Origin of the sequence: Sinorhizobium sp. FG01 (genome assembly GCF_002531875.1) — a bacterium.
Lineage (GTDB): Bacteria > Pseudomonadota > Alphaproteobacteria > Rhizobiales > Rhizobiaceae > Sinorhizobium > Sinorhizobium fredii_C.
Genome location: NZ_NWTB01000035.1, coordinates 1 through 20,245 on the forward strand (window position 1 = coordinate 1; position 20,245 = coordinate 20,245).

At 56.6% G+C, this 20,245-nt stretch carries 18 protein-coding genes, 3 pseudogenes and 1 riboswitch; of the genes and pseudogenes, 20 read left to right on the forward strand and 1 reads right to left on the reverse strand.

The window, feature by feature from the left end:
* From CO656_RS30605 to CO656_RS28435, 6 genes are all read left to right on the forward strand, one after another.
* The coding region (locus CO656_RS30605) for a hypothetical protein (RefSeq protein WP_210201053.1) at window positions 1-253 on the forward strand (253 nt) is incomplete at its 5' end.
* A 79-nt stretch (window positions 254-332) separates the two neighbouring features.
* Window positions 333-1,172, forward strand: coding sequence for a transporter substrate-binding domain-containing protein (locus CO656_RS28415; protein WP_097528022.1), 840 nt, complete (start codon window positions 333-335; stop codon window positions 1,170-1,172).
* A gap of 50 nt (window positions 1,173-1,222) precedes the next feature.
* Entirely contained in the window at window positions 1,223-2,197 is a 975-nt protein-coding gene (locus tag CO656_RS28420; RefSeq protein ID WP_097528011.1) for an amino acid ABC transporter permease, read from the forward strand.
* 77 nt (window positions 2,198-2,274) lie between these two features.
* A complete protein-coding gene (locus tag CO656_RS28425; RefSeq protein WP_097528023.1) occupies window positions 2,275-3,024 on the forward strand; it encodes an amino acid ABC transporter ATP-binding protein in 750 nt (249 codons plus the stop codon).
* Window positions 3,025-3,176: 152 nt separating this feature from the next.
* Window positions 3,177-4,355, forward strand: coding sequence for a Xaa-Pro peptidase family protein (locus CO656_RS28430; protein WP_097528012.1), 1,179 nt, complete (start codon window positions 3,177-3,179; stop codon window positions 4,353-4,355).
* 161 nt (window positions 4,356-4,516) lie between these two features.
* Window positions 4,517-5,233 carry a hypothetical protein gene (locus CO656_RS28435; RefSeq protein WP_097528013.1) on the forward strand — a complete coding sequence of 239 codons (717 nt, stop codon included), beginning with the start codon at window positions 4,517-4,519 and terminating at the stop codon, window positions 5,231-5,233.
* Window positions 5,234-5,592: 359 nt separating this feature from the next.
* Here the strand turns inward: CO656_RS28435 and CO656_RS28440 are convergent.
* Window positions 5,593-6,111: pseudogene (locus CO656_RS28440) on the reverse strand (hypothetical protein); the annotation flags it as partial.
* A gap of 96 nt (window positions 6,112-6,207) precedes the next feature.
* Here CO656_RS28440 and CO656_RS28445 point away from each other — a divergent pair.
* The 14 genes and pseudogenes from CO656_RS28445 to CO656_RS28505 form a co-directional block, all read left to right on the forward strand.
* Window positions 6,208-6,615 carry a transposase gene (locus tag CO656_RS28445; protein ID WP_097528014.1) on the forward strand — a complete coding sequence of 136 codons (408 nt, stop codon included), beginning with the start codon at window positions 6,208-6,210 and terminating at the stop codon, window positions 6,613-6,615.
* Window positions 6,612-6,959, forward strand: a complete 348-nt coding sequence (gene tnpB, locus CO656_RS28450; RefSeq protein WP_097528015.1) for an IS66 family insertion sequence element accessory protein TnpB — start codon at window positions 6,612-6,614, stop codon at window positions 6,957-6,959. Before CO656_RS28445 ends, tnpB begins: the two co-directional genes overlap by 4 nt.
* Window positions 6,960-7,027: 68 nt before the next feature.
* A complete protein-coding gene (locus CO656_RS28455; protein WP_202859974.1) occupies window positions 7,028-7,660 on the forward strand; it encodes an IS66 family transposase zinc-finger binding domain-containing protein in 633 nt (210 codons plus the stop codon).
* Between the two features lie 115 nt (window positions 7,661-7,775).
* Window positions 7,776-8,310, forward strand: a pseudogene (locus CO656_RS31495) (IclR family transcriptional regulator C-terminal domain-containing protein); the annotation flags it as partial.
* Window positions 8,311-8,755: 445 nt separating this feature from the next.
* Entirely contained in the window at window positions 8,756-9,889 is a 1,134-nt protein-coding gene (locus tag CO656_RS28465) for a serine hydrolase domain-containing protein (RefSeq protein WP_097528016.1), read from the forward strand.
* Between the two features lie 453 nt (window positions 9,890-10,342).
* A complete protein-coding gene (locus tag CO656_RS28470; protein WP_097528017.1) occupies window positions 10,343-11,941 on the forward strand; it encodes an ABC transporter substrate-binding protein in 1,599 nt (532 codons plus the stop codon).
* A gap of 892 nt (window positions 11,942-12,833) precedes the next feature.
* Window positions 12,834-13,775 carry an ABC transporter permease gene (locus CO656_RS28475; RefSeq protein ID WP_097528018.1) on the forward strand — a complete coding sequence of 314 codons (942 nt, stop codon included), beginning with the start codon at window positions 12,834-12,836 and terminating at the stop codon, window positions 13,773-13,775.
* Between the two features lies 1 nt (window position 13,776).
* The gene (locus tag CO656_RS28480) at window positions 13,777-14,658 is read left to right on the forward strand and encodes an ABC transporter permease (RefSeq protein WP_097528019.1); all 882 of its coding nucleotides are present in this window, start codon (window positions 13,777-13,779) and stop codon (window positions 14,656-14,658) included.
* A 1-nt stretch (window position 14,659) separates the two neighbouring features.
* Entirely contained in the window at window positions 14,660-15,667 is a 1,008-nt protein-coding gene (locus CO656_RS28485; protein ID WP_097528020.1) for an ABC transporter ATP-binding protein, read from the forward strand.
* Window positions 15,664-16,710: a dipeptide ABC transporter ATP-binding protein gene (locus CO656_RS28490; RefSeq protein ID WP_234819711.1), complete on the forward strand. Its 1,047-nt coding sequence runs from the start codon at window positions 15,664-15,666 to the stop codon at window positions 16,708-16,710. Before CO656_RS28485 ends, CO656_RS28490 begins: the two co-directional genes overlap by 4 nt.
* A gap of 326 nt (window positions 16,711-17,036) precedes the next feature.
* Entirely contained in the window at window positions 17,037-18,203 is a 1,167-nt protein-coding gene (locus CO656_RS28495; RefSeq protein ID WP_097528021.1) for a M20 aminoacylase family protein, read from the forward strand.
* A gap of 60 nt (window positions 18,204-18,263) precedes the next feature.
* Window positions 18,264-18,473: a hypothetical protein gene (locus CO656_RS30415; RefSeq protein ID WP_176536710.1), complete on the forward strand. Its 210-nt coding sequence runs from the start codon at window positions 18,264-18,266 to the stop codon at window positions 18,471-18,473.
* A riboswitch (glycine riboswitch) is annotated at window positions 18,446-18,536 on the forward strand. It overlaps the preceding gene by 28 nt.
* A 145-nt stretch (window positions 18,537-18,681) precedes the next feature.
* Window positions 18,682-19,935 (forward strand): D-amino acid dehydrogenase, encoded by a 1,254-nt coding sequence (locus CO656_RS28500; RefSeq protein ID WP_097528024.1) that lies wholly within the window; start codon window positions 18,682-18,684, stop codon window positions 19,933-19,935.
* Between the two features lie 13 nt (window positions 19,936-19,948).
* Window positions 19,949-20,245, forward strand: a pseudogene (locus CO656_RS28505) (malate synthase G); the annotation flags it as partial.

Here is a 20,245-nt window from a genome sequence, read left to right on the forward strand (position 1 = left end):
AACTGCTTTTGCTATGACGTCCTCGATCTCGGCCACCGGTAAGGCCCCGCCTCTTGCAAGTATTGGCTCTGTCGACAAATGGAGCGAGAATCTCACAGGGGCTGTTGCCTCTGGGGGGGCCTACTGCGGCAATGAAACATGCCGATCGAGATGGGCGCTTGGCGCGGATGCCGATGCATTTCAAACGAAGCCATTTTTGAAGCGGCCATTGCGGCAGCGACTGGATTTTGACGCAACGAACCCATCATCGTGAACTATCAATGATAATCCACAAATAATGCCTACGGGTAGGTGGATTATCGGACCAACAAATAAAGCAAAGGGGAATGAAGATGAATTGGCCTCTGAAAACGTTCACTCGGCCGGCGACTGCAGCGATCGCATTTGCGTCATTGACTTTCGCTATTTCCGCCCACGCGGGAGAAGTGCTCGATCGCGTCCTGGCAAAAAAAACGCTGACAGTGGCGACAAGCGCCAACTGGCATCCCGCCTCGTTTATGAATGAAAAGGGGGAGCTGGACGGCTTTGATGTCGAAGTCGCCAAAGGCGTTGCTAAGCATATGGGTGCCGAAGCTAAATTCGTAACCCCCGGTTGGGATATCATCACCTCAGGAATATGGGAAGGTCGGTGGGATCTTGCCATGGGTCAGATGACGCCGACGGCGCCGCGTGCCAAGTTATTCGACTTTCCAGCTGTGTACATCTGGGGCAACACAGTTGCAGTCGTTCATAAGGATAGCAAAGCTAGTAAACCTTCCGATCTTGATGGCAAGGTGATGGGCGTTCCTGCCGGATCTTCGGAAGAAAACTACCTGAAACACACACTCGAAATTTATAACGCCCCACCGATAAAGTACGAATTCGCGCCGGGGGAGGTAAAAAGTTATGATAGCGGCTCCGCCGCAAGAGATGACCTACGTCTCGGCGACGGCGTTCGTCTCGACGGCCTGCTCGATGAGGAGTTGGCTGCAAAGGCGGCAATTGAAGCCGGATATCCATTTAAGATTATCGGTAGTTCACTCGTGTCGACACCAGCTGTAATTGCCGTGCTTCATGGCGATAAGGAATTCAGCGACAAGGTTGCGGCAGCCGTCAAGAGCATGAGGGAGGACGGCACACTCTCCAAGCTTTCGATCAAGTGGTACGGTTCAGACTACACTGCCCAAAAATAACCTTGCAGCGGCCTAGGCTCGCTTGGGCCGCTTCTTAGGGAGGATTTCTTATGCTTTATCCCGATACGGTCGAATCGGACGTGCTCGTCCATAAGCCTTGGTTTGTTGCCGCCATCTTTGCACTAGTGCTCGTGGCCTTCATGACCTTCAACCTTACAAGCACCACATTGGGCGAACTCATGCGTCCAGTTATAGGCAACCCCTTGGAAAGCGGCCTGTATGGGAGATTCGCGATTGCATTTACAATCGCGGTTATGTTCTGCCTCAATCTAGTGCTAATAGGCTTTGTCCCATTGCGAGTTCAAATTGGCGTAGTGTGGTTTGAGCTGCTTATTCTTTTCATTGGATTTTTCAATCTATTCAATCTGAGCCTGCCTTTTATATGGGACAAACTGCCGCTCTTGATTTCGCAAGGGGTGATTACGACGCTATATGTGTCAGCGCTCTCCCTGTTGTTCGCGTCAATGATTGGAATAGTGGCCGCCATAGCGAAGCTATCAACCAACGGGTTTGCATACGGCCTCGCAAGTTTCTACACGTCGTTCTTTCGTGGCCTGCCGCTTTTGATGCAAATCTACCTGATCTATCTCGGCCTACCGCAATTAGGAATTGTCATTAACGCCGTCCCTTCAGGAATTTTGGCGCTGTCTCTGTGCATTGGCGCCTATATGACGGAAATCTTCAGATCTGGTATTGCAAGCATTGATCGTGGTCAGTGGGAAGCTTCCCGGTCGATGGGATTTGGCTTTATTCTGACTATGCGCAGGATTATCCTTCCGCAGGCGCTCCCGGTCATTATCCCACCAATGGGAAACACGTTCATTGGGATGCTAAAGGACAGTTCGCTCGTCTCGGTTCTTGGGGTGTGGGAGTTGACTTTCCTCGCTCGCACGATCGGCCAACCGACCTTCCACCATATGGAAATGCTAATTGCTGCAGCGTTTATATATTGGATTCTATCTGCCTGTCTCGAACTGATCCAAGGCAGAATTGAACGTCACTACGGAAGGAGCAAGGTGCGATGAGCGCGAGCAACATGGAGCGGCTAAAAAATGTCCTCAATGAGAGCCACGAGCCGGACGCAGCAGGAGTGTTGTCCTTAATGCCAACTTCTTCTGACAAAATCATCGAGGCTACGAACGTTTCCAAGTGGTACGGCACCTTCAGAGCACTGACTGACGTCAATCTTACAGTGCGTAAGGGCGAACGCATCGTCATCTGCGGCCCCTCCGGATCAGGGAAATCGACGCTGATCCGCTGCTTCAACCGGCTCGAGGCGCACCAGGAGGGCGAGATCACCGTCAATGGGATCCGATTGCATAACAAAATGCACGATGTGACCGAGGTGCGCAAGAATGTCGGCATGGTGTTCCAACACTTCAACCTTTTTCCCCACATGACAGCTCTGATGAACTGTATGGCGGGTCCAATGTGGATCAAAGGCGTGTCCGAAGCCGAAGCCAAGAAAACGGCCTTGAAGTTCCTCGAGCGCGTGCGCATTCCAGAACAGGCGAACAAATATCCTGTCCAGCTATCGGGTGGACAGCAGCAGCGCGTCGCCATCGCCCGCTCGCTATGCATGGAGCCGGCCATCATGCTGTTCGACGAACCCACCTCCGCGCTCGACCCGGAAATGGTGTCGGAGGTGCTCGAGACGATGACGAGCTTGGCGCGCGATGGCATGACCATGGTATGCGTCACCCACGAGATGGGCTTTGCCCGCGCCGTCGCCGACCGGGTGGTCTTCATGGACGCTGGCCGGATTGTCGAGGAAGCAACTCCGAAAGACTTCTTCACCAACCCCCAGCACGATAGAACCAAGCTTTTCCTCAGCCAAATCTTGCAGCACTGACTGGCTCGTGGCGTCAGTCGTCCGTCGGGCCAGAACCTGGAAGCTTCGCGAAACGCATTTCGCGCGCCTTCTCTGCGGAATCGCGGCCGGAGGAACAGCTGGGACCGCCTTCTTCACCCTAGGACCGTTTTCTCAAAATAGGGAGTAAGACAATGCCGATCTGCAAAGGCCCCCAAGCCTTCCCAAGGGCGGAGTTTCTACGTCGGCTTTCCGCCGCTAAGTCGGAGATGGCTCGGCGAGGCGTTGAGGCGCTTATAGTATTTAATACGCATAACATAACGTATCTCACAGGGTATACTACTCCATCAGGCTACGTGCCTGAGGGAATCATTGTTTTGCTTCACGAGGAAGAACCCATTTTCATCCTGCGTCAGATGGATGCCCCCGCAGCAATCCACCAAACGTTCATGAGCCGTGACCGAATAGTCGCGTATCCGGAAACTCTGATCGGTACTCCAGAAAAAAATGGCTACGATGCAATTATCGATTTCATGTACGAAAAGGGTCTCGAAGCCGGAGGAATAGGGCTCGAACTCGGAGAGCTGCGCTTCCACGCGGTGACGAAGTTCCGGTCCCGTTTCTCTGATGCAAGAATTGAGGATTGTACACACCTCGTGACGTGGATACGGATCATCAAGTCAGACCTCGAGATCGCCATCATGCGCGAGGCTGCTGCGATCACGGACGCTGCGATGCAACGGGCAGCTGAAGTGATACGTATCGGTGTACGCGAGGCCGACGCCGTCGCCGAAATTGCGGCGGCGCTTGCACGGGGCGCGAATGGCAAGCCAGGTACATATATCCCGGAGATCACCCTTGTCTCCTCTCCACGAACGGGAACGGCTCACATTCGTTGGAGCGAGGACTTATTCCGCAAGGAATCACAGATCAATATCGAGATCGCTGGTGTCCGGCACGGCTACACTGTTCCGCTAATGCGGACCTTCTCAATCGGTGAGCCCTCGGAGCGTCTTCAGCGGGTTCACGATGCGCACCTCGCCGGTTTGGAAGCAGCTCTGGAAACCATCCGGCCTGGGCGTAGCTGCAGCGATGTCTCAGCAGCATTCCACCGGATTTATAAAAAGCATGGCCTGAAGAAAGAGTCCCGCTGTGGTTACGCCAATGGGATCGGTTGGATAGAGCCTACTGCAAGCTTTCAAAAGGGGGACATGACTGAATTGAAGCCGAACATGACCTTTCATCTTATGTTGGGCAACTGGTTCGACGAGGATTTTGGCTACATGTTCAGCGAGTCAATTCGCGTCACAGAATCAGGAGTCGAGGTGCTGACCAACACACCACGCAGAGTCGTCACTATCTCAGACGCATAGCTCTGAATGGGCAGCACGGCAACTTACGGTCATCGATGAGTTGAGGTCCGCCGGTATACTGTTGCTAATCCGCCGAATGCGCACGAGGGTTACCGTTTCGTGTCAAGTTAGACGATGTTTGAAAACAGTACAGCTTATTGGCAGGAAGGAGCCGCACCCAAATGTCTTCTCAAGGCAGTACCGTTCTTGGAATACTTGAGCTGGACGAAGGCCTGTCGCCTGACGACCCGGCTTATCTTCCGCGTGAAGAATCGCTCTTCCATCCAGCAACCTTTAATCGGCCCATAATTACCGAAATGGTGGAGAGTGCTTTTGCCGAGGTTGTCATTCGGGGTGACGCTTCGCTAGAAGGCGCCTGTGTGGCTGCCGCCCGGCGCCTCGTCGATCGAGGTGCCGACGTGATCACTGCTGACTGCGGCTTTATGATTCGTCATCAAGCAGCGATCTCTGCAGCGGTCGATGTGCCGGTCGTGACCTCAAGCCTGCTTCTCGTTCATGCTCTGCTGCGTCAGTTAGCCCCTGCAAAAAAGCTAGCCGTAATAACAGCTGACTCACGGCATTGCACCGAAGACCTACTGGGCATACATCAAGCTTTCGATCGGAAGCGCGTAGTCATCGGGGGAATTCAAGATGGGATATACGTACGCAACGCTTTAGCCCGCCCACTCGTGCGAACGGACGTCGAGCAGATCGAACAGGAGGTTGGCGGCTGCATCGCGCGACTCCGCATCGAGCATCCCGAGATTGCTTTGATACTCTTCGAGTGCACCGGTTTCCCGGTTGTGACAAATACTCTTCGGCGAAAGACAGGGTTGCCGATCTATGACATCACGGACCTTTGCAAACTGACCCTTTCGACGGTTGGCATCCGCGGTTGACGTGCAAAGCTTTTGTTGAATGCGAAATCCGATACAAGCGACGAAACGCTACGGTTCGACCTGCAGGGTCCGGCGCGAGAAGCTTACGCCGAGCGGTACGATTGACGCATCAGGATAGAAAATAATCGAGCCGCGGTGCCGAATAGCCCCGCGGCTCACCCTCTCGTAGCATCCTCACTTAGGTCTTCATGACCGCGCTGTCCTAGATAAACCCTGAGGTACGCCCGTACGCCGACGACGTGCTGCAGCTTGTTCGTTCATTTGCGGAATCGCCGTTGTGTTCGACGGTCGTTGAGTTGCGTTTGCGATCCAGTCGCTTGCGTCACATGCAGCGCGAGCAGCCTGCATTTCCGCCTGGGTTAGACGCGCTCAAGCGCGACCGCAATCCCTGGCCCCACCCCGATGCACATGGTAGCCAGTGCGTACCTGCCCTTGCGCAGCGAGAGTTCGAGCGCTCCCGTACCTGAGATGCGGGCGCCCGACATGCCGAGCGGATGTCCAAGCGCGATCGCTCCGCCGTTCGGGTTCACGCGCGCGTCGTTGTCGGCAATGCCAAGGTCGCGAAGCGTGGCGATGCCTTGGGACGCGAAGGCTTCATTGAGCTATGACGTCGAACTGGTCGGCAGTGAGACCGAGACGGGCCGCGCCAGCCGATCGTGGTGTCGTAGATCTCCGCGTTGCGGGAGCAAGCGGTCTCGGCCTTCGGCATGACAAAAGGCGCGCGGCTCATGCTGTCCACGCCGCCGGCGATCATCAGCTCGGCTTCCCCAGACTTGACGGCGGGCGACCGCGATGACAGCGTCCATGCCGGAACCGCAAAGACGGTTCATTGTGGTGCCCGTTACTGTGACAGGGAGACCAGCCAGAAGCAGAGACATGGTAAGCGTCCGGTGAAGCAGCCTTTGAGATTTTGCCCCGTGCGCTGAAGTTACGTCGCTAATTCCGTAGTTAGCGACGTAACGAAGGGTGAACTTATGGGGCGAGTTGAATTTCTGACGGGCGTCGAGCGCCGCCCTATCTGGACGCACGAGGACAAGCTTCGGATTCTGGACGAGGTGGAGACGAGCGGCTCTGGCGTCGCCGAGATTGCCCGCCGGCACGACATCCTCCCGCAGCAAATTTACACCTCGCGCAAGAAGCTTGGCCGGGATAACAGGCCGCCGGGTGGATCAGGCGTGACGTTGTTGCCGGTGGCGCTGATTGGGTCGAATGCGGATGGCGAAACGGATCGAGCCGCGGCAGCAGAATGGCTCGCACCAAAACGATCGGCAAAACCGTCGCGCATCGAGATCGGCTGCAAAGGTGGCCGCATCCTGAAGGTCGATGCCTCGATCGCGCCGGAAACACTGAAGGCCCTGATCCGATCGATGGAAGAAGCATGATGGGACCGGGTGCGAATGCGCGCGTCTATCTCGCCTGCGGGGTGACCGACATGCGCAAGGGGATCGACGGACTGACGGCACTTGTGCAGACGGCGCTGCGGCAAAAGCCGGCGTCCGGATCGGTGTTCGTCTTTCGCGGGCGTCGCGGCAACCGGATCAAGCTTCTGTTCTGGGATGGCCAGGGCTTCTGCAGCTATTACAAGGTCCTGGAGAAAGGCCGCTTTCCGTGGCCCTCGGCTGCCGATGGCATGGCCCGGCTGACGGCGGCGCAACTGGCGATGCTTTGGGAAGGGATCGACTGGCGGCGGCCGTCATGGACGTCTGCGCCGACGCGTGTCGCATAGGACAAAAATCCAATCTTTCCATTGTGATAGCTGGTGAGCTGAGGCCAAATCAGCTATACGTTCCGGCCATGGGACAGAGCCTTTCCGACTTGCCGGATGACGTCGAGAGCCTGCGCGCGATCATCGCCGCACAGGCCGAGGAACTGGCGCGTCAAAGCCAGAAGCTGCGCTCGCGCGACACTTTGATCGAGAAGCTGAAGGCCCAGCTTGCCGTTCTGCGACGGGCCCGCTTCGGTGCCTCGTCGGAGAAGATCGAACGCTCGATCGCGCAGCTTGAGCTGGCGTTGGAAGACATCGAGGCGGCGGAGGCCGAGATCGAGGTCTCTGCGCGTGGCGTCTCTGGCAGCCGAGAAAAGGCGAAGCCGAGCCGTCAACCATTGCCGGATCATCTGCCGCGACAGGAGGTCGTGCACCAGGCGGCTTGCGCCTGCCCGGTCTGCGGTGGCTCCGACTTCAATGGGGAGGCCGTCACCGAGGTGCTCGACTATGTCCCAGCCTCCTTCCGGGTCGTACGCCATGTGCAGCCGCGCTTCACCTGCAAGGGCTGTGACAACGACGTCAAGCCAACGATGCCGTCCCTGCCGATCGAGCGCGGCAAACCGGGACCGGGGCTGGTCGCGCATGTGCTCACCGCCAAATATTGCGATCATCTTCCACTCTACCGGCAGTCGGAGATTTATGCGCGGTCCCTGGGGCGATGAGACGCCGCCCGCCGTCTCCTACTTCTACAGTCCGGATCGCAAGGGCGAGCATCCGAAGGCCCATCTCGCAGACTTCTCGGGCACGTTTCGAACGTGCCCTGCGGCACGAGCTCTAGTGCTCCGGCTTGGCACCGGCTGCCTGGCAGCGATGCCTCTGCCGCGAATCGCTCAGCCGTTCCTCGATCTGCTTTCGGAAGAGATCGGGCAGAGCACATCGGTATCCATCCTCGACGAAACCGAGATCGTGTACATAGCCCGCGCGGCCCAACGCCGGGTGATCTTGAAAACATTGATGCCGGGCTCGCGCCTGCCTGCATATTGTACTTCTATGGGACGCGTGCTCCTCGCAGCCGCTGGGGAGGAAACGACCCTTCGACTGCTTCGGGCATCGCAGCTGATTGCTCGGACAGAGTACACGGTGACGAACGTTGATACGTTGTTGGCAGAGATCGCAAAGTGAATGAGCGCGGTTTTGCATCCATCAATCAGGAAGAATCGGGCTGTGCGCGCTTGCAGTCCCTCTGAAAGGGGCCAACGGAAAGACCTTGGCCGCCCTCAATGTCGGTCTCGCGGCAGGCAAGACAAGCATGGCGGAAATCGAGCGGATGTATCTGCCACCCTTGCTCCGAACATCCCGCCCGTTCTTATAGATCGGGATGGTGAGGTTTAATGGGACCACTCCCACGCCACCCGCCACCCGCCTTCCGCGATCATTCCGTCCAACGCCCTCTGCCTGTCGCGGGAATACGGGATGCTCGTCTGCTGAAAAGCGCCTAAGTCGTCGAGGATCAAACAGTCGGTGTGGGCTTGGGGAGAACAGTCTCACGAACAGCGCAGCCTGACACCGGCGCCCCTTCGACTCATCTATGTAGCGCGCCAGGTGTTCCGGCGGCGGGGCGCACGATTTCATTAGGTGCTGCGCCGTCGAAGAGCTGCAGCCGCGCTTGTCGTGGATAGACGACGCCGCCTATTTCATGCCGACCCGGTTGGGGCCGTGGCCATTGCAACAGTTAGCGCACTTTGACGAAAACTCAGCTCGCTTACTTGTTATCGATTGTCAGTCTTACACTGCGCGCAAAATCCGGAGGAAATGCTGTGAGCGAGACCAACCCAGACCTGACAGTAGGTGCAGACAACAAGCCCCGTTGGAACCAGCCAGACTATCGCCGACACGGCTTTCACAACTTGCATCGTCTCGCGCGCTACGGCCTGAGCTTTCGCGCCGCCCGGGTAATGCCGCTCCGCAGATGCATGGATCTCCGCATCGCCGAAATGGAGGCGGTCCGTCAATTGACCTCGCTTCCGTGGTTTTCCGCCATGACCGTCATCCGGGGCGATGAACTTCTATTCGAGCGCTACGCGCCGGATTTCGGTCCAACTCGTCCGCACAGCATCCAATCAATCAGCAAGACGATGATGAACCTAGTGATCGGCCTCTTGCTGGACGAAAATAAAATTGATCTGAATCATAGGGTTGACCACTATCTACCGTGGATCAGGAGCGGTTATGCCACTGCGACGGTCCAGCAGGTCATGGACATGGATGTCGCCAATGATTACAGTGAGGACTACACCAATCCATATGCTACTATCTTTGCGCACGAGGAGGCCATGGGCTGGCGATTGCCGGCCGAACCCGGGCGCGAGCATACCATGCGCAGCTTTCTGGCAACCATAAGCTCGCCGGACACGACCAACCGTAAAGGCTTCGTCGATTATAAGTCCGCCAACACGGATGTGCTCGCGATGATTGCTGAAGTGGTGAGCGGCCGGCCGATGCGTTCCTATCTAGCGGACATTGCTGACGCGGCAGGGATTGAGGGCTGTCTATATACAACTACGGATCGGGAGGGCTTCCCAACAATGGATGGGGGGGTGTGTCTCACAGCGCGCGACTTGGCGCGATACGGTTCGCTCCTTGTAAGACGTGGAAAAGGTATTGATGACCAGCGGATAGGCAGCGCCTCCTTTATCGAGGGCTCTTTGCAGGCCGGAATCCCTATGTCTCCGCCCCGGGAGCATCTACGCTACAGCAATCAAACGAACACCGACGGCCGTTGGCTGGGGCATGGTGGCTATGGCGGCCAGTACATGATTGCGGACCTCACGAGCGGTGTGGTGGGCGTCTTCTTCAGCGTGCTGGAGAATGCGGCAGCCTACGATTCAAACTACTACGTTCCGATCATCAAGATGCTGGGAGACATCGGCCGATTGGATTTCGATGCCTAGGCGTCTTCAATTCCGGCATTAGCTCCGTCACACGCGTTCTCCCTTCTGACTGACGTTGAATGTCATAATCTGGGCCTCTTCGAACTCGTCTTCAAGGGCCGCATTCGGCACGGAGGCGGTCGTAGAAACGTGCTACGGGACGTGAAAGCACGAGCATGCATGTTCCTCGTACGCTCTTGCTCACACTCCCCGAATGGGACGTGGGTTGAGCCGATTTTAAGATTGGCCTCATGAGATCAGCGGAGCCCTGTGCATTTCAAAGAACGCTGCTCTTTAGGGCTTTTCCTTCAACCGTCGGTGAATTTTGGCGCAAACGTTCCGCCCCCAGTCATTACGCTTTCCATAGTCGCCGCTTGAGGGGGCGTTTAGAAGGATCATGCCGCCTCGCTCGCTGCGCCGACAGGACTGAACAAGGGCCGAACAACGGCGCCGTAAACTGGAAGGGGAATAGAAATGACAATCTCTCGCCGCAATGTCCTCAAGATGAGCGTGGCCGCTGGAACAGCCCTAACGATCCCGTCAGTCCTACGGGCACAGTCGGCACCAGCCGATGCGCGGACGGTGCGTATGGTCAAGCAAGATCTTACGGTCTTTGACCCGTACAGTACAACGACCAATACCACAACCGACCACGGATTTGCCGTATACGACACTCTGTTTTCGCTTGATTCCAAATTTATGCCACAGCCGCAAATGGTGGCGGAGTGGGGCGTTTCCGACGACAAGAAGACCTACACGTTCGAACTGCGGGACGGCTTGGGCTGGCACGACGGCACCCCCGTCACAGCTGCGGACTGCGTCGCCTCGATTCGCCGCTGGGGGCAGACGTCTGGGGGCCAGTTGGTGATCGAGCGGGCCAGCGACATCTCCAAGAAGGACGACAGGACCTTTACGATCGCACTCAAGGAGCCCCTGGGGCTGCTAATCGACCGGTTGGCGGAGATTACTAATTACCCGCTATTCATTATGCGCGAGAAGGACGCAGATCGCCCCGTCACCGAGCAGGTGACCGCGAATATCGGATCGGGGCCGTTCAAATTCAACCATGATCTTGCCAAGCCGGGCGCGAGCTTCGCCTATGACCGCAATGAGAAGTACGTGCCGCGTAGGGAGCCATCCGATGGATTCGCCGGTGGGAAGGTCGTCAACGTTGATCGTGTATACTGGGAAAATATCGCCGATCAGCAGACCGCGTTCTCAGCCTTGCAGGCTGGTGAAATTGATTTCCTTCCAAGGCCGCAGGCTGACCTTTACTCAGCGATCGAAAGTGACCCCAACCTTGCCCTCCAGGTACTGGATGGCGGAGGCGAGGCAATGTTTTTACGCATGAACTGCCTGCAGAAGCCATTTGACAGTGTGAAAGTGCGTCAAGCGATGCTTCACTTGATCGATCAGGAGGCATTCTTGCGCGTCATGGCCCCCGATCCAAAATATGGCCGTACCCTCACATCGATATTTGGAAACGATACGCCTTATTCCAATGACCAAAACACAGGCTGGTTCAAAAAGGGCGGCGACCTGGAGAAGGCCAGGGAGCTCCTTAAGGAGGCCGGGTATGCTGGCGAGAAAGTGGTCATTCTCCAACCCACGAGTTGGGCGCAAGCCAGCGACGCTTCGCAGCTTCTCGCGGCCTCGCTGCGTAAGATCGGGGTCAATGCTGAACTTGCACCAAGCGACTGGGGCGGTGTTGCTGCGCGGCGGGCGAACAAAGGGCCAGTAGAGAGCGGCGGTTGGAGCATGTTCATCACGAGCACTTCCAATTTCTCGCTCAGCGATCCTATCTCTGCAGCCTACCTAACCGCAGATGGCGAAAAGGGGTGGTACGGTTGGCCGAAGAACGAGGAATATGAGGCCCTTCGATCTAAATGGGCGGAGGTAGAAACGCTGGACGACCGAAGGGCGCTGGCGCGCGAGATGCAAAGGATTTGGTGGGATTTCGTCGGCTTCGGCTTTTTGGGTCAATTTGTTTCGCCAATTGCGCGGCGTAAGTCGCTCACCGGTGTCATTGGCGTTCCTGATTTCATCCTGATGTGGAACATGCAGAAGGCGTGAGGAGCAATGGCGGCCCGCATGCCGCAGGATGGTTCCGAGCACGGGGGCGCCTCGTCCCCGTGCTTCAGACGGCGATGCGGGTGCGCAATTCAATACGGTCCTAGAATGATTGTCGGCATCCGCGAGCGGCTGCCGGCTCAGTTTGTCCAGCAAGCTGCGGGGGACACTCGGCCGCATTCCAGCACCCCGATCGACGACGGAGAAGCGCGCACAGTTGGGGCTATGCGCTATGGCTTGTGGCAAGTAGGCAGTCCGCGGTCCTGCACCCTCGCTTCGGCAAATCAATCACACATTCTTTGTAAACTAGGGATGAGGCGACAACAGCCTTCTTGCGGTTGGCCTGGCGAAGAATTGCCCCCACCAAGCGCTTACTAGCCTAACCTCCTTGTGCGAGGCAGCGTAAGGTTCGAGCACTTATCTTATTTGGTCTACTGGCCGCGGATGACGGACCCTGTACCTTCCGTAAAGGGATGGACAATCGACTGTCGAGTAACCAGTACCCGCGGGCACAAATAATCCCCGCTCCGGTAGGCTGCTGCTCCGGCTCCGGCTTTGAACTTCAATATTTACCAGATTCTGACCTCTGCGCATCAGAACCTCGCTCATTTTGGCGGGAACGCGCCGCTCTCGGCGTCTATGATTTCTATGACGTCGTAGTTCACCGAAAAAGGTCAACTCGGCTTCTCGCGGGAGCGAACAAGGCGCACGTGGTTGCGCGCAAGCAAGGGGAACTGAGCATGAAAGTCTCACGTTGCAATCTCTTTGAGCGGGGATTGTCCGCTGGAGTGGCTTTATCGCTATCTCCCATTCTTCGGGCACAAGCCATGCTAATCGAGGCGCTGCATGCTGGAGTGACGCCGCAGCCGCTGAGGAAGATGCAGAGGGCTTCTGCGTGATGGGTTATATTCTTCGCAGGATGGTTTCTTCGATCGCAGTCATGGCGATGGTCGGGATCTTCGTCTTCCTGCTTCTTAGATTGGCACCGGGCGATCCTGCGGCAATCATTGCCGGCAAATCGGCCACTGCAGAAGTGATTGCAGGCATCCGCCAGCAGATGGGTTTGAACGATCCGATGCTAGTTCAGTTCTTGCGTTGGGTGCGCGGTATGGTCAGCGGCGATTTCGGTACTTCGATCTTTGCCGGGCGGCCGGTTATCGAGCTCATCTTACAGCGGCTGGAACCGACTGTGTCTCTATCCATCCTGACGATGATCCTTTCGGTAACTGTTGGAGTGACTCTAGGGATTCTCGCTGCCTGGCGCACTGGAGCTCTTGTCGATCGCATTCTGATCGCTTTGGCGACACTGGGCTTTTCTGTTCCGGTATTCGTCGTCGGCTTTTTTCTCATCTACTTCTTCGCAATCACCACCCGTTGGCTGCCGGTCCAGGGATACAAGTCGATCGACCAAGACTTGGCGCTGTGGGTTACACACCTCATCCTGCCGACCGTAACTTTGAGCATTCCCTATGTTGCTTTCATCGCCCGAATCGCACGAGCCAGCATGCTCGAGGTTCTGTCGGAAGACTATATGAGAACAGCCGCTGCCAAGGGTGCGTCTTCCTATGCCATGCTATTCCACCATGCACTGAAGAATGCAGGTGTCCCAATCCTTACCGTCACCGGCCTAAGTTTGGCTGGCCTGATCGGCGGCGTCGTCATCACCGAAACCGTGTTCAACATACCGGGTATCGGTCGTTTGGTAGTCGATGCGATCAACAACCGCGATTATCCCATTATTCAAGGCGTGCTTATCCTCGTTTCGGGGCTGTACGTCGTTATCAATCTCGCGGTCGACCTATCTTATACCCTCGTCGACCCTCGGATCCGGTACTAGTATGACGAATCTTTCCGCACCAGTCGAAACAGTCCCAACCGGACGCTTGCGACTATCTAACCTGCCTCGCCTGGCAAGGCGGCATCCGCTAGTGGCTGTGGGCGGGGGCCTTTTGATGCTCCTGATCATTCTAGCTCTCGCTGCTCCGCTTTACGCTGGTGATCCACTGAACATGGATCCATTCAAACGGCTTCAGCCGCCTTCCGCCGATGCGTGGTTTGGCACTGACAATCTCGGCCGTGACGTATTCGCGCGCACCATGTACGGCGCGCAGGTTTCGCTTTTGGTAGGATTAATATCTGCAGCGGGCGCGGCTCTCGGCGGCGTTCTTATCGGGCTCATCTCCGGCTACGTGCGAGCCTTTGACAATATCGTGATGCGGGTCATGGACGGGCTCATGTCCATCCCCACAATCCTGTTGGCAATCGCCCTTATCTCTTTGACAGGGCCAGGAACCGGGATTTTAATTTTCGCCATTACGGTACCTCAGATGCCAAGTGTGACTCGGCTGGTTCGTTCTCTAGCTCTGAGCGTTCGGTGCCGTCCTTATGTCGAAGCCGCCCTTAGCGGCGGAGCGCGCTTGCCGAAGGTGCTTTGGCGGCATATCCTGCCCAGTACAATTCCGCCGTTGATGGTGCAGAGCGCCATCGTCTGCGCAGACGCGATCCTAACAGAAGCTGCACTCAGTTTTCTCGGTGTTGGGGTGCCCCCAGAAATTCCGAGCTGGGGCAACATGATCTCGAGCTCGCGGTTGTACCTCGCAATTGCCCCAATGACGGTTTTTGCCCCCGGCATAGGTCTTGCGATCACGGTTCTTGCCGTCAATCTCCTCGGGGACGGTCTGCGAGATCTGTTCGATCCCCGCGCGAAGCGGAGGCGCTGACATGCAGATGCTTCAAACAGCAACGAACAATGTGCTCCTTGATATTAGAGACCTGGAAACGCATTTCTACGGCGAAGACAGCATTACGCGCGCACTGGGGGGCATTAGCTTCCAGATCAAAAAGGGCGAAACTCTCGGCGTTGTCGGCGAATCGGGGTGCGGAAAAAGCGTCACAGCCCTTTCCATTCTTCGCCTGCTGCCAAGAATGACGGCAAAGACGGTCGGTGGTGAAGTGCGCTTTCACGGACGGGATCTGCTTGGACTTTCCGATCGGGAGATGCGGCAGATCCGTGGCCACCAAATCGCAATGATCTTCCAGGATCCGATGACAAGCCTGAACCCGGTTTACACGGTCGGCCGTCAAATTGCCGAGGCAGTACAGATCCACACGGACGCTTCGCGCTCGGCAGCCATGGAAAAGGCCGAAGAGATGCTCCGGCTGGTACGAATTGCTGATGCCGGCCGACGGGTTCATAACTATCCCCATGAAATGTCGGGTGGCATGCGTCAGCGCACAATGATCGCCATGGCGCTTGCCTGCTCCCCGGAATTGCTGATTGCAGACGAGCCAACTACTGCGCTTGACGTCACAATCCAGGCCCAAATTTTGCGGTTGATCGTGGATCTAAAGGAGCGCACGGGAACGGCCGTGATGTTCATCACCCATGATCTGGGCGTTGTGGCCGAGACATGCCAGCGGGTGATCGTCATGTATGCTGGCAGAATCGTCGAGCAGGCCACGGTAAATGAGCTCTTCGCGCGCCCGGCTCACCCTTACACTCGGGCTTTGATGCGCTCTGTTCCGCATCGGCGGCAAGGTCGACAGCGTCGTCTTCCGGAAATTCCCGGGATCGTGCCAAGCCTGCGTGAGCCCATCATCGGCTGCAGCTTTGCGCCCCGATGCCCGTTCGCAATCGACATCTGCCGCGAGAAGACGCCCGATCTACGTGATGTTATCCCAGGTCACGCAGCGGCCTGCTGGCGTTCTGAAGAGGTAATTAAGGCATGAGCGGTCCGTTGCTGAAAGTTGAGAATCTGACCAAGCATTATCCAATTGGCGCTGGATTGCTGAAGAGGAAAATTCCGGTCGTTCGGGCCGTGGAGGATGTGTCGTTTTCCGTCGAAGCTGGCGAGACGCTCTGCATCGTTGGCGAATCGGGCTGTGGCAAGTCGACAGTGGCCCGGCTGTTGATGCGCCTCATTGAGCCGACAATCGGCCGCGTCATGATCGACGGGACCGACATAGCGAGTCTCAAGAAGGGCGCTCTCCGGACGTTTCGACGTCGAATGCAGATGGTCTTTCAAGATCCTTATTCGTCGCTGAACCCACGTCTCACCGCCAGGCAGATCATCACCGAGCCCGTCGAGAATTTTGAGCGCCTGAGCCGCAAGCAGCGCAACGCACTTGCCGCGGACCTTCTAAAGAAGGTCGGAATGTCGCCCGAGATGATGCACAGGCTGCCATCCGAGATGTCGGGCGGCCAGCGGCAGCGTCTCGGCATTGCGCGAGCGCTTTCTCTTCAACCCTCACTGATCATCGCAGACGAAGCAGTCTCAGCCCTTGACGTGTCGGTGCAGGCACAGATCTTGAACCTGCTCCTGGACCTCCAGCAGCAGATGGGTATCGCCTTCGTGTTCATCTCACATGATCTTGGTGTCGTCCAGCATATCGGCCATCGCGTGGCGGTCATGTATCTGGGGCGGATTGTGGAACTCGCGCCGTCCGAGGCTCTGTTTGCCAAGCCAGTCCACCCCTACACAGAGGCGCTGATCGCCGCAGCGCCCGTGCCTGACCCAACCCGGGTTCGGCTGGAGGCGCTCGTGGAAGGGGAGGTGCCAAGCCCGGTCAACCCGCCAAGCGGTTGCGCGTTCCATCCTCGTTGTCCGCTTGCGGTCGAGCGTTGCCGCGTCGATGTACCGCCTCTGGTTCCAATGGCAGATGGGCGTCTTGTGGCTTGCCATGTGCGCGCGTCAGCAACAGACGTCGTGGTTGATGCCTCACAGCCTAGTGGGCTTACCTCGTTTACTCCAGCTGAAGAGACCAAGGGGTAAATGCTGCAATAGAGAATTTATGGAAAGTCATTCGAAAGGAAGCAAGCTCGAAAAGATCGAACAGGATGGTAGCTTCGATACAGTCGGCCGTCGAAAATCCCAAAAAGGTTGTACTTGGAAGTGACGGTGGATGAGGTCGCAAAGGGTATCCGACAGCCGAAGGATTTGTCGGTCCTCAATCCGGTGTTGAATTCTACGAGAGTGGTTGCGATCAGCCGGTTCGACTCGAGTTACAGCTCTATCCAATCGAGCTACGTCGCACTTCCGCATGAGAGATGCACGGCGAGGTGGCATAGGTTCTAAGAGGTCAAAGGGTTTATGCAAACATGAGAGATATTAACGAATTCCGCGAACTGCAAGGCGAAGTTACTACTTGGCGCCGTTATCTACATGAAAACCCCGAACTTTACTTCCGGGAGTACAATACCGCAAAGTTTGTCGCCGAAAAGCTCGCTGCATTTGGAATAAATCAAATTGAAACCGGAATCGCTGGGACCGGCGTCGTCGCCTTGATCCAGGGAGAAGGCGGCGAGGGGCCCACGATTGGCTTGCGAGCGGATATGGATGCCCTGCCAATAGTCGAGACATCAAATAAGCCTTGGGCCTCAAAAATCTCTGGTGTAATGCACGCCTGCGGCCATGACGGTCATACTGCCATGCTCCTCGGCGCCGCAAAGCATCTTGCGAGGCGCCGCAACTTCAAGGGCTCCGTTGCCCTTATTTTCCAGCCCGCCGAGGAGCCAGAATTTCCAACGGGCGGCTTTAAAATGGTGCAAGAAGGCATCATGGATCGCTTCGGAATCTCGCAGGTTTTTGGGATGCACATCGCCCCGGGCATCGAAGTCGGCAAGTTCGGCATTCGTCATGGTTCGATCATGGGCTCCCAAGATGACTTCGATATCATCGTTAAAGGCCGGGGTGGCCATGCCGCCCATCCATATAGAACTGTCGATCCCGTTGTCATTGCAGCCCAAATCATTATTGGCCTGCAAACCTTGGTATCGCGTAAGACCGATCCCCTGGAGTCGCTGGTAATCTCTATCACCAAGTTAAATGCCGCGCAGGCGTACAATGTCATTCCTGATCAGGTCGGGATCGGCGGGACCGTCAGAACCTCTGAATCCCGCCTCCGGGATTTCGCCGAGCAAGAGATTTTTGCTTCTGCCCAAGGCATTGCGCGAGGCTTCGACGGGGATATTGAGTTCAAATATATCCGATCGGTTCCAGCGACCTTTAATTCCACGGAGGAAACCACTCTAGCGCTCCAGGCGGCGCGCGATCTTGTCGGTTCTGCATCCGTTGACGATAACGTGAAATTTGCCATGGGAGCGGAGGATTTCGCATTCATGCTCGAAGCCCGACCGGGGGCTTACATTTTCCTTGGCAATGGGCCAACACCTGCGTGTCATAGTCCAGCGTTTGACTTCGATGACGAAGCTTTGCCGTATGGGATTGGCTACTGGGTAACGCTGGTCGAGACCGTATTGGGGTGAGCAGAATTCACAGTCTTTGCCAAGGGGGCCAACCCTTACAAGCAGGCCTATGAGCGCGGCGTGAAGCTGATCGGTGCGACGGCGCACTATGTCACCGCCGAGGCCGCACTCATTGCTCCCCTTCATACCTACGGATTCCGCCGCGCGTTTCAAATACCTCCGATTTTTGCCTGTCTTGTTTCAATAAGGCGGCAAAAATCCAGTTTATCGCTGGGCAAGAACATCTATAAATCGGTTGTTCAGCACGCTGTACGGGAGAGATCGGTCTAGCGCCGACGCCGACGGAGCAACCCCCCAAGGAAACTCTCAGGCACAAGTGACCGTACAGTAGGACAATCTGGAGAGAGGTGCCTTTGCGCCCACCGAAGGGGAAAGCGCCCAGCAGGTCATCCGGGCTAAGCTCTCAGGTAAAGGAGACAGATTTGGGGGTCGCCGCAGGTCTATCGGCTTGCACCCATTCTTCTTTCTGGAGTTCCAAATGACGCAGATAATTGTGATTGGCGCCGGCATTACAGGCGTGTCGACTGCCTATGCCCTTTTGATGCAAGGTTATGACGTAACTGTCCTCGAGCGGCAACGCTATGCAGCGATGGAGACTTCGTTTGCAAATGGCGGGCAGTTGTCAGCGAGTAACGCTGAGGTTTGGAATCACTGGTCCACCGTCATTAAAGGCATCAAGTGGATGCTCAAGGCAGACGCTCCGTTGCTCATGAATCCTGCGCCGAACTGGCATAAATACAGTTGGCTAGCCGAATTCGTGTCCAATATTGCAAAGTACCGCGACAACACCGTTGCTACCGCTCGGCTGGCCATATCCGCTCGGCAGCATATGTTTGACATCGCGGACCGCGAAGGCATCGAGTTTGATCACGTAACGCGGGGGATTCTACATATTTACTGGGACAAGCTGGGTTTCGACCACGCAACGAAGGTGAATGGAATGCTCACGGATGGCGGACTCGATCGGCGGCCCGTGACGCCAGAAGAGATCGCGTCTATTGAACCTACGTTGCATGGAAAATTTTACGGCGGCTTTTTCACGCCCTCGGATTCGACCGGCGATATTCACAAATACACCATAGGCTTAGCTAGAGCTTGCGAGAGGTTAGGGGGCACGTTTGAGTACGACGCAATGGTTGCTCGTATCGACCCCCGCGACCGGCTCCGGGTGTCCTATATGGCGCAAAACGGTGAGGGGAAGGGAGTCGAGCAAATCTTGCAGGCCGACGGGATTGTAGTCTGTGCGGGCTCTGCAAGCCGTCAATTTGCAGGGATGCTCGGCGACCGCCTGAACATCTATCCCGTAAAAGGATATTCGATAACGGTACACCTTGACGACGAGCGCTCCCAGTTTGCCGCGCCCTGGGTCAGTTTGCTTGATGACCGAGCAAAGATAGTTACCAGCCGGCTCGGCGATGGCCGCCTTCGAGTGGCGGGCACGGCGGAATTCAATGGCTACAATCGCGACATCAGAGATGATCGGATCAGGCCTTTGGTTGATTGGACCCGTGACCTGTTCCCAGGAGTAAACACAAACCGTGTGGTTCCATGGGCCGGGCTGCGCCCAATGATGCCAAATATGATGCCTCGTGTTGGAAAAGGACGCGCGCCGGGCGTGTTTTACAATACGGGACATGGACATCTTGGCTGGACATTGTCCGCGGCCACGTCCGACGTGCTGGCGCATATCGTTGCTGACAGTCTGCCGGTGGTATCCCGCCATGCCGCGTGAATCTGGAGCGAATATGAATGATGCATTTCGCTCATCCGTCGTTGCAGCCGCTGGGCTAACGCTTGCTCGGGAACTCTATGATTGCGTTTGCGACGAGGCACTACCAGGCACCGACGTCGAGAATGCGACTTTCTGGGCCGACTTTGCGTCCATTGTCGATGACCTGACACCAAGAAATCGCGCCCTTCTCGCGCGGCGTGACGAACTCCAGGCGAAGCTCGATGCCTGGTATAGCGAGCATGGCGCGCCGGTCGATATGGAGGCCTACCAGAACTTCCTCAAAGAGATCGGCTATCTCCTGCCGGAGGGA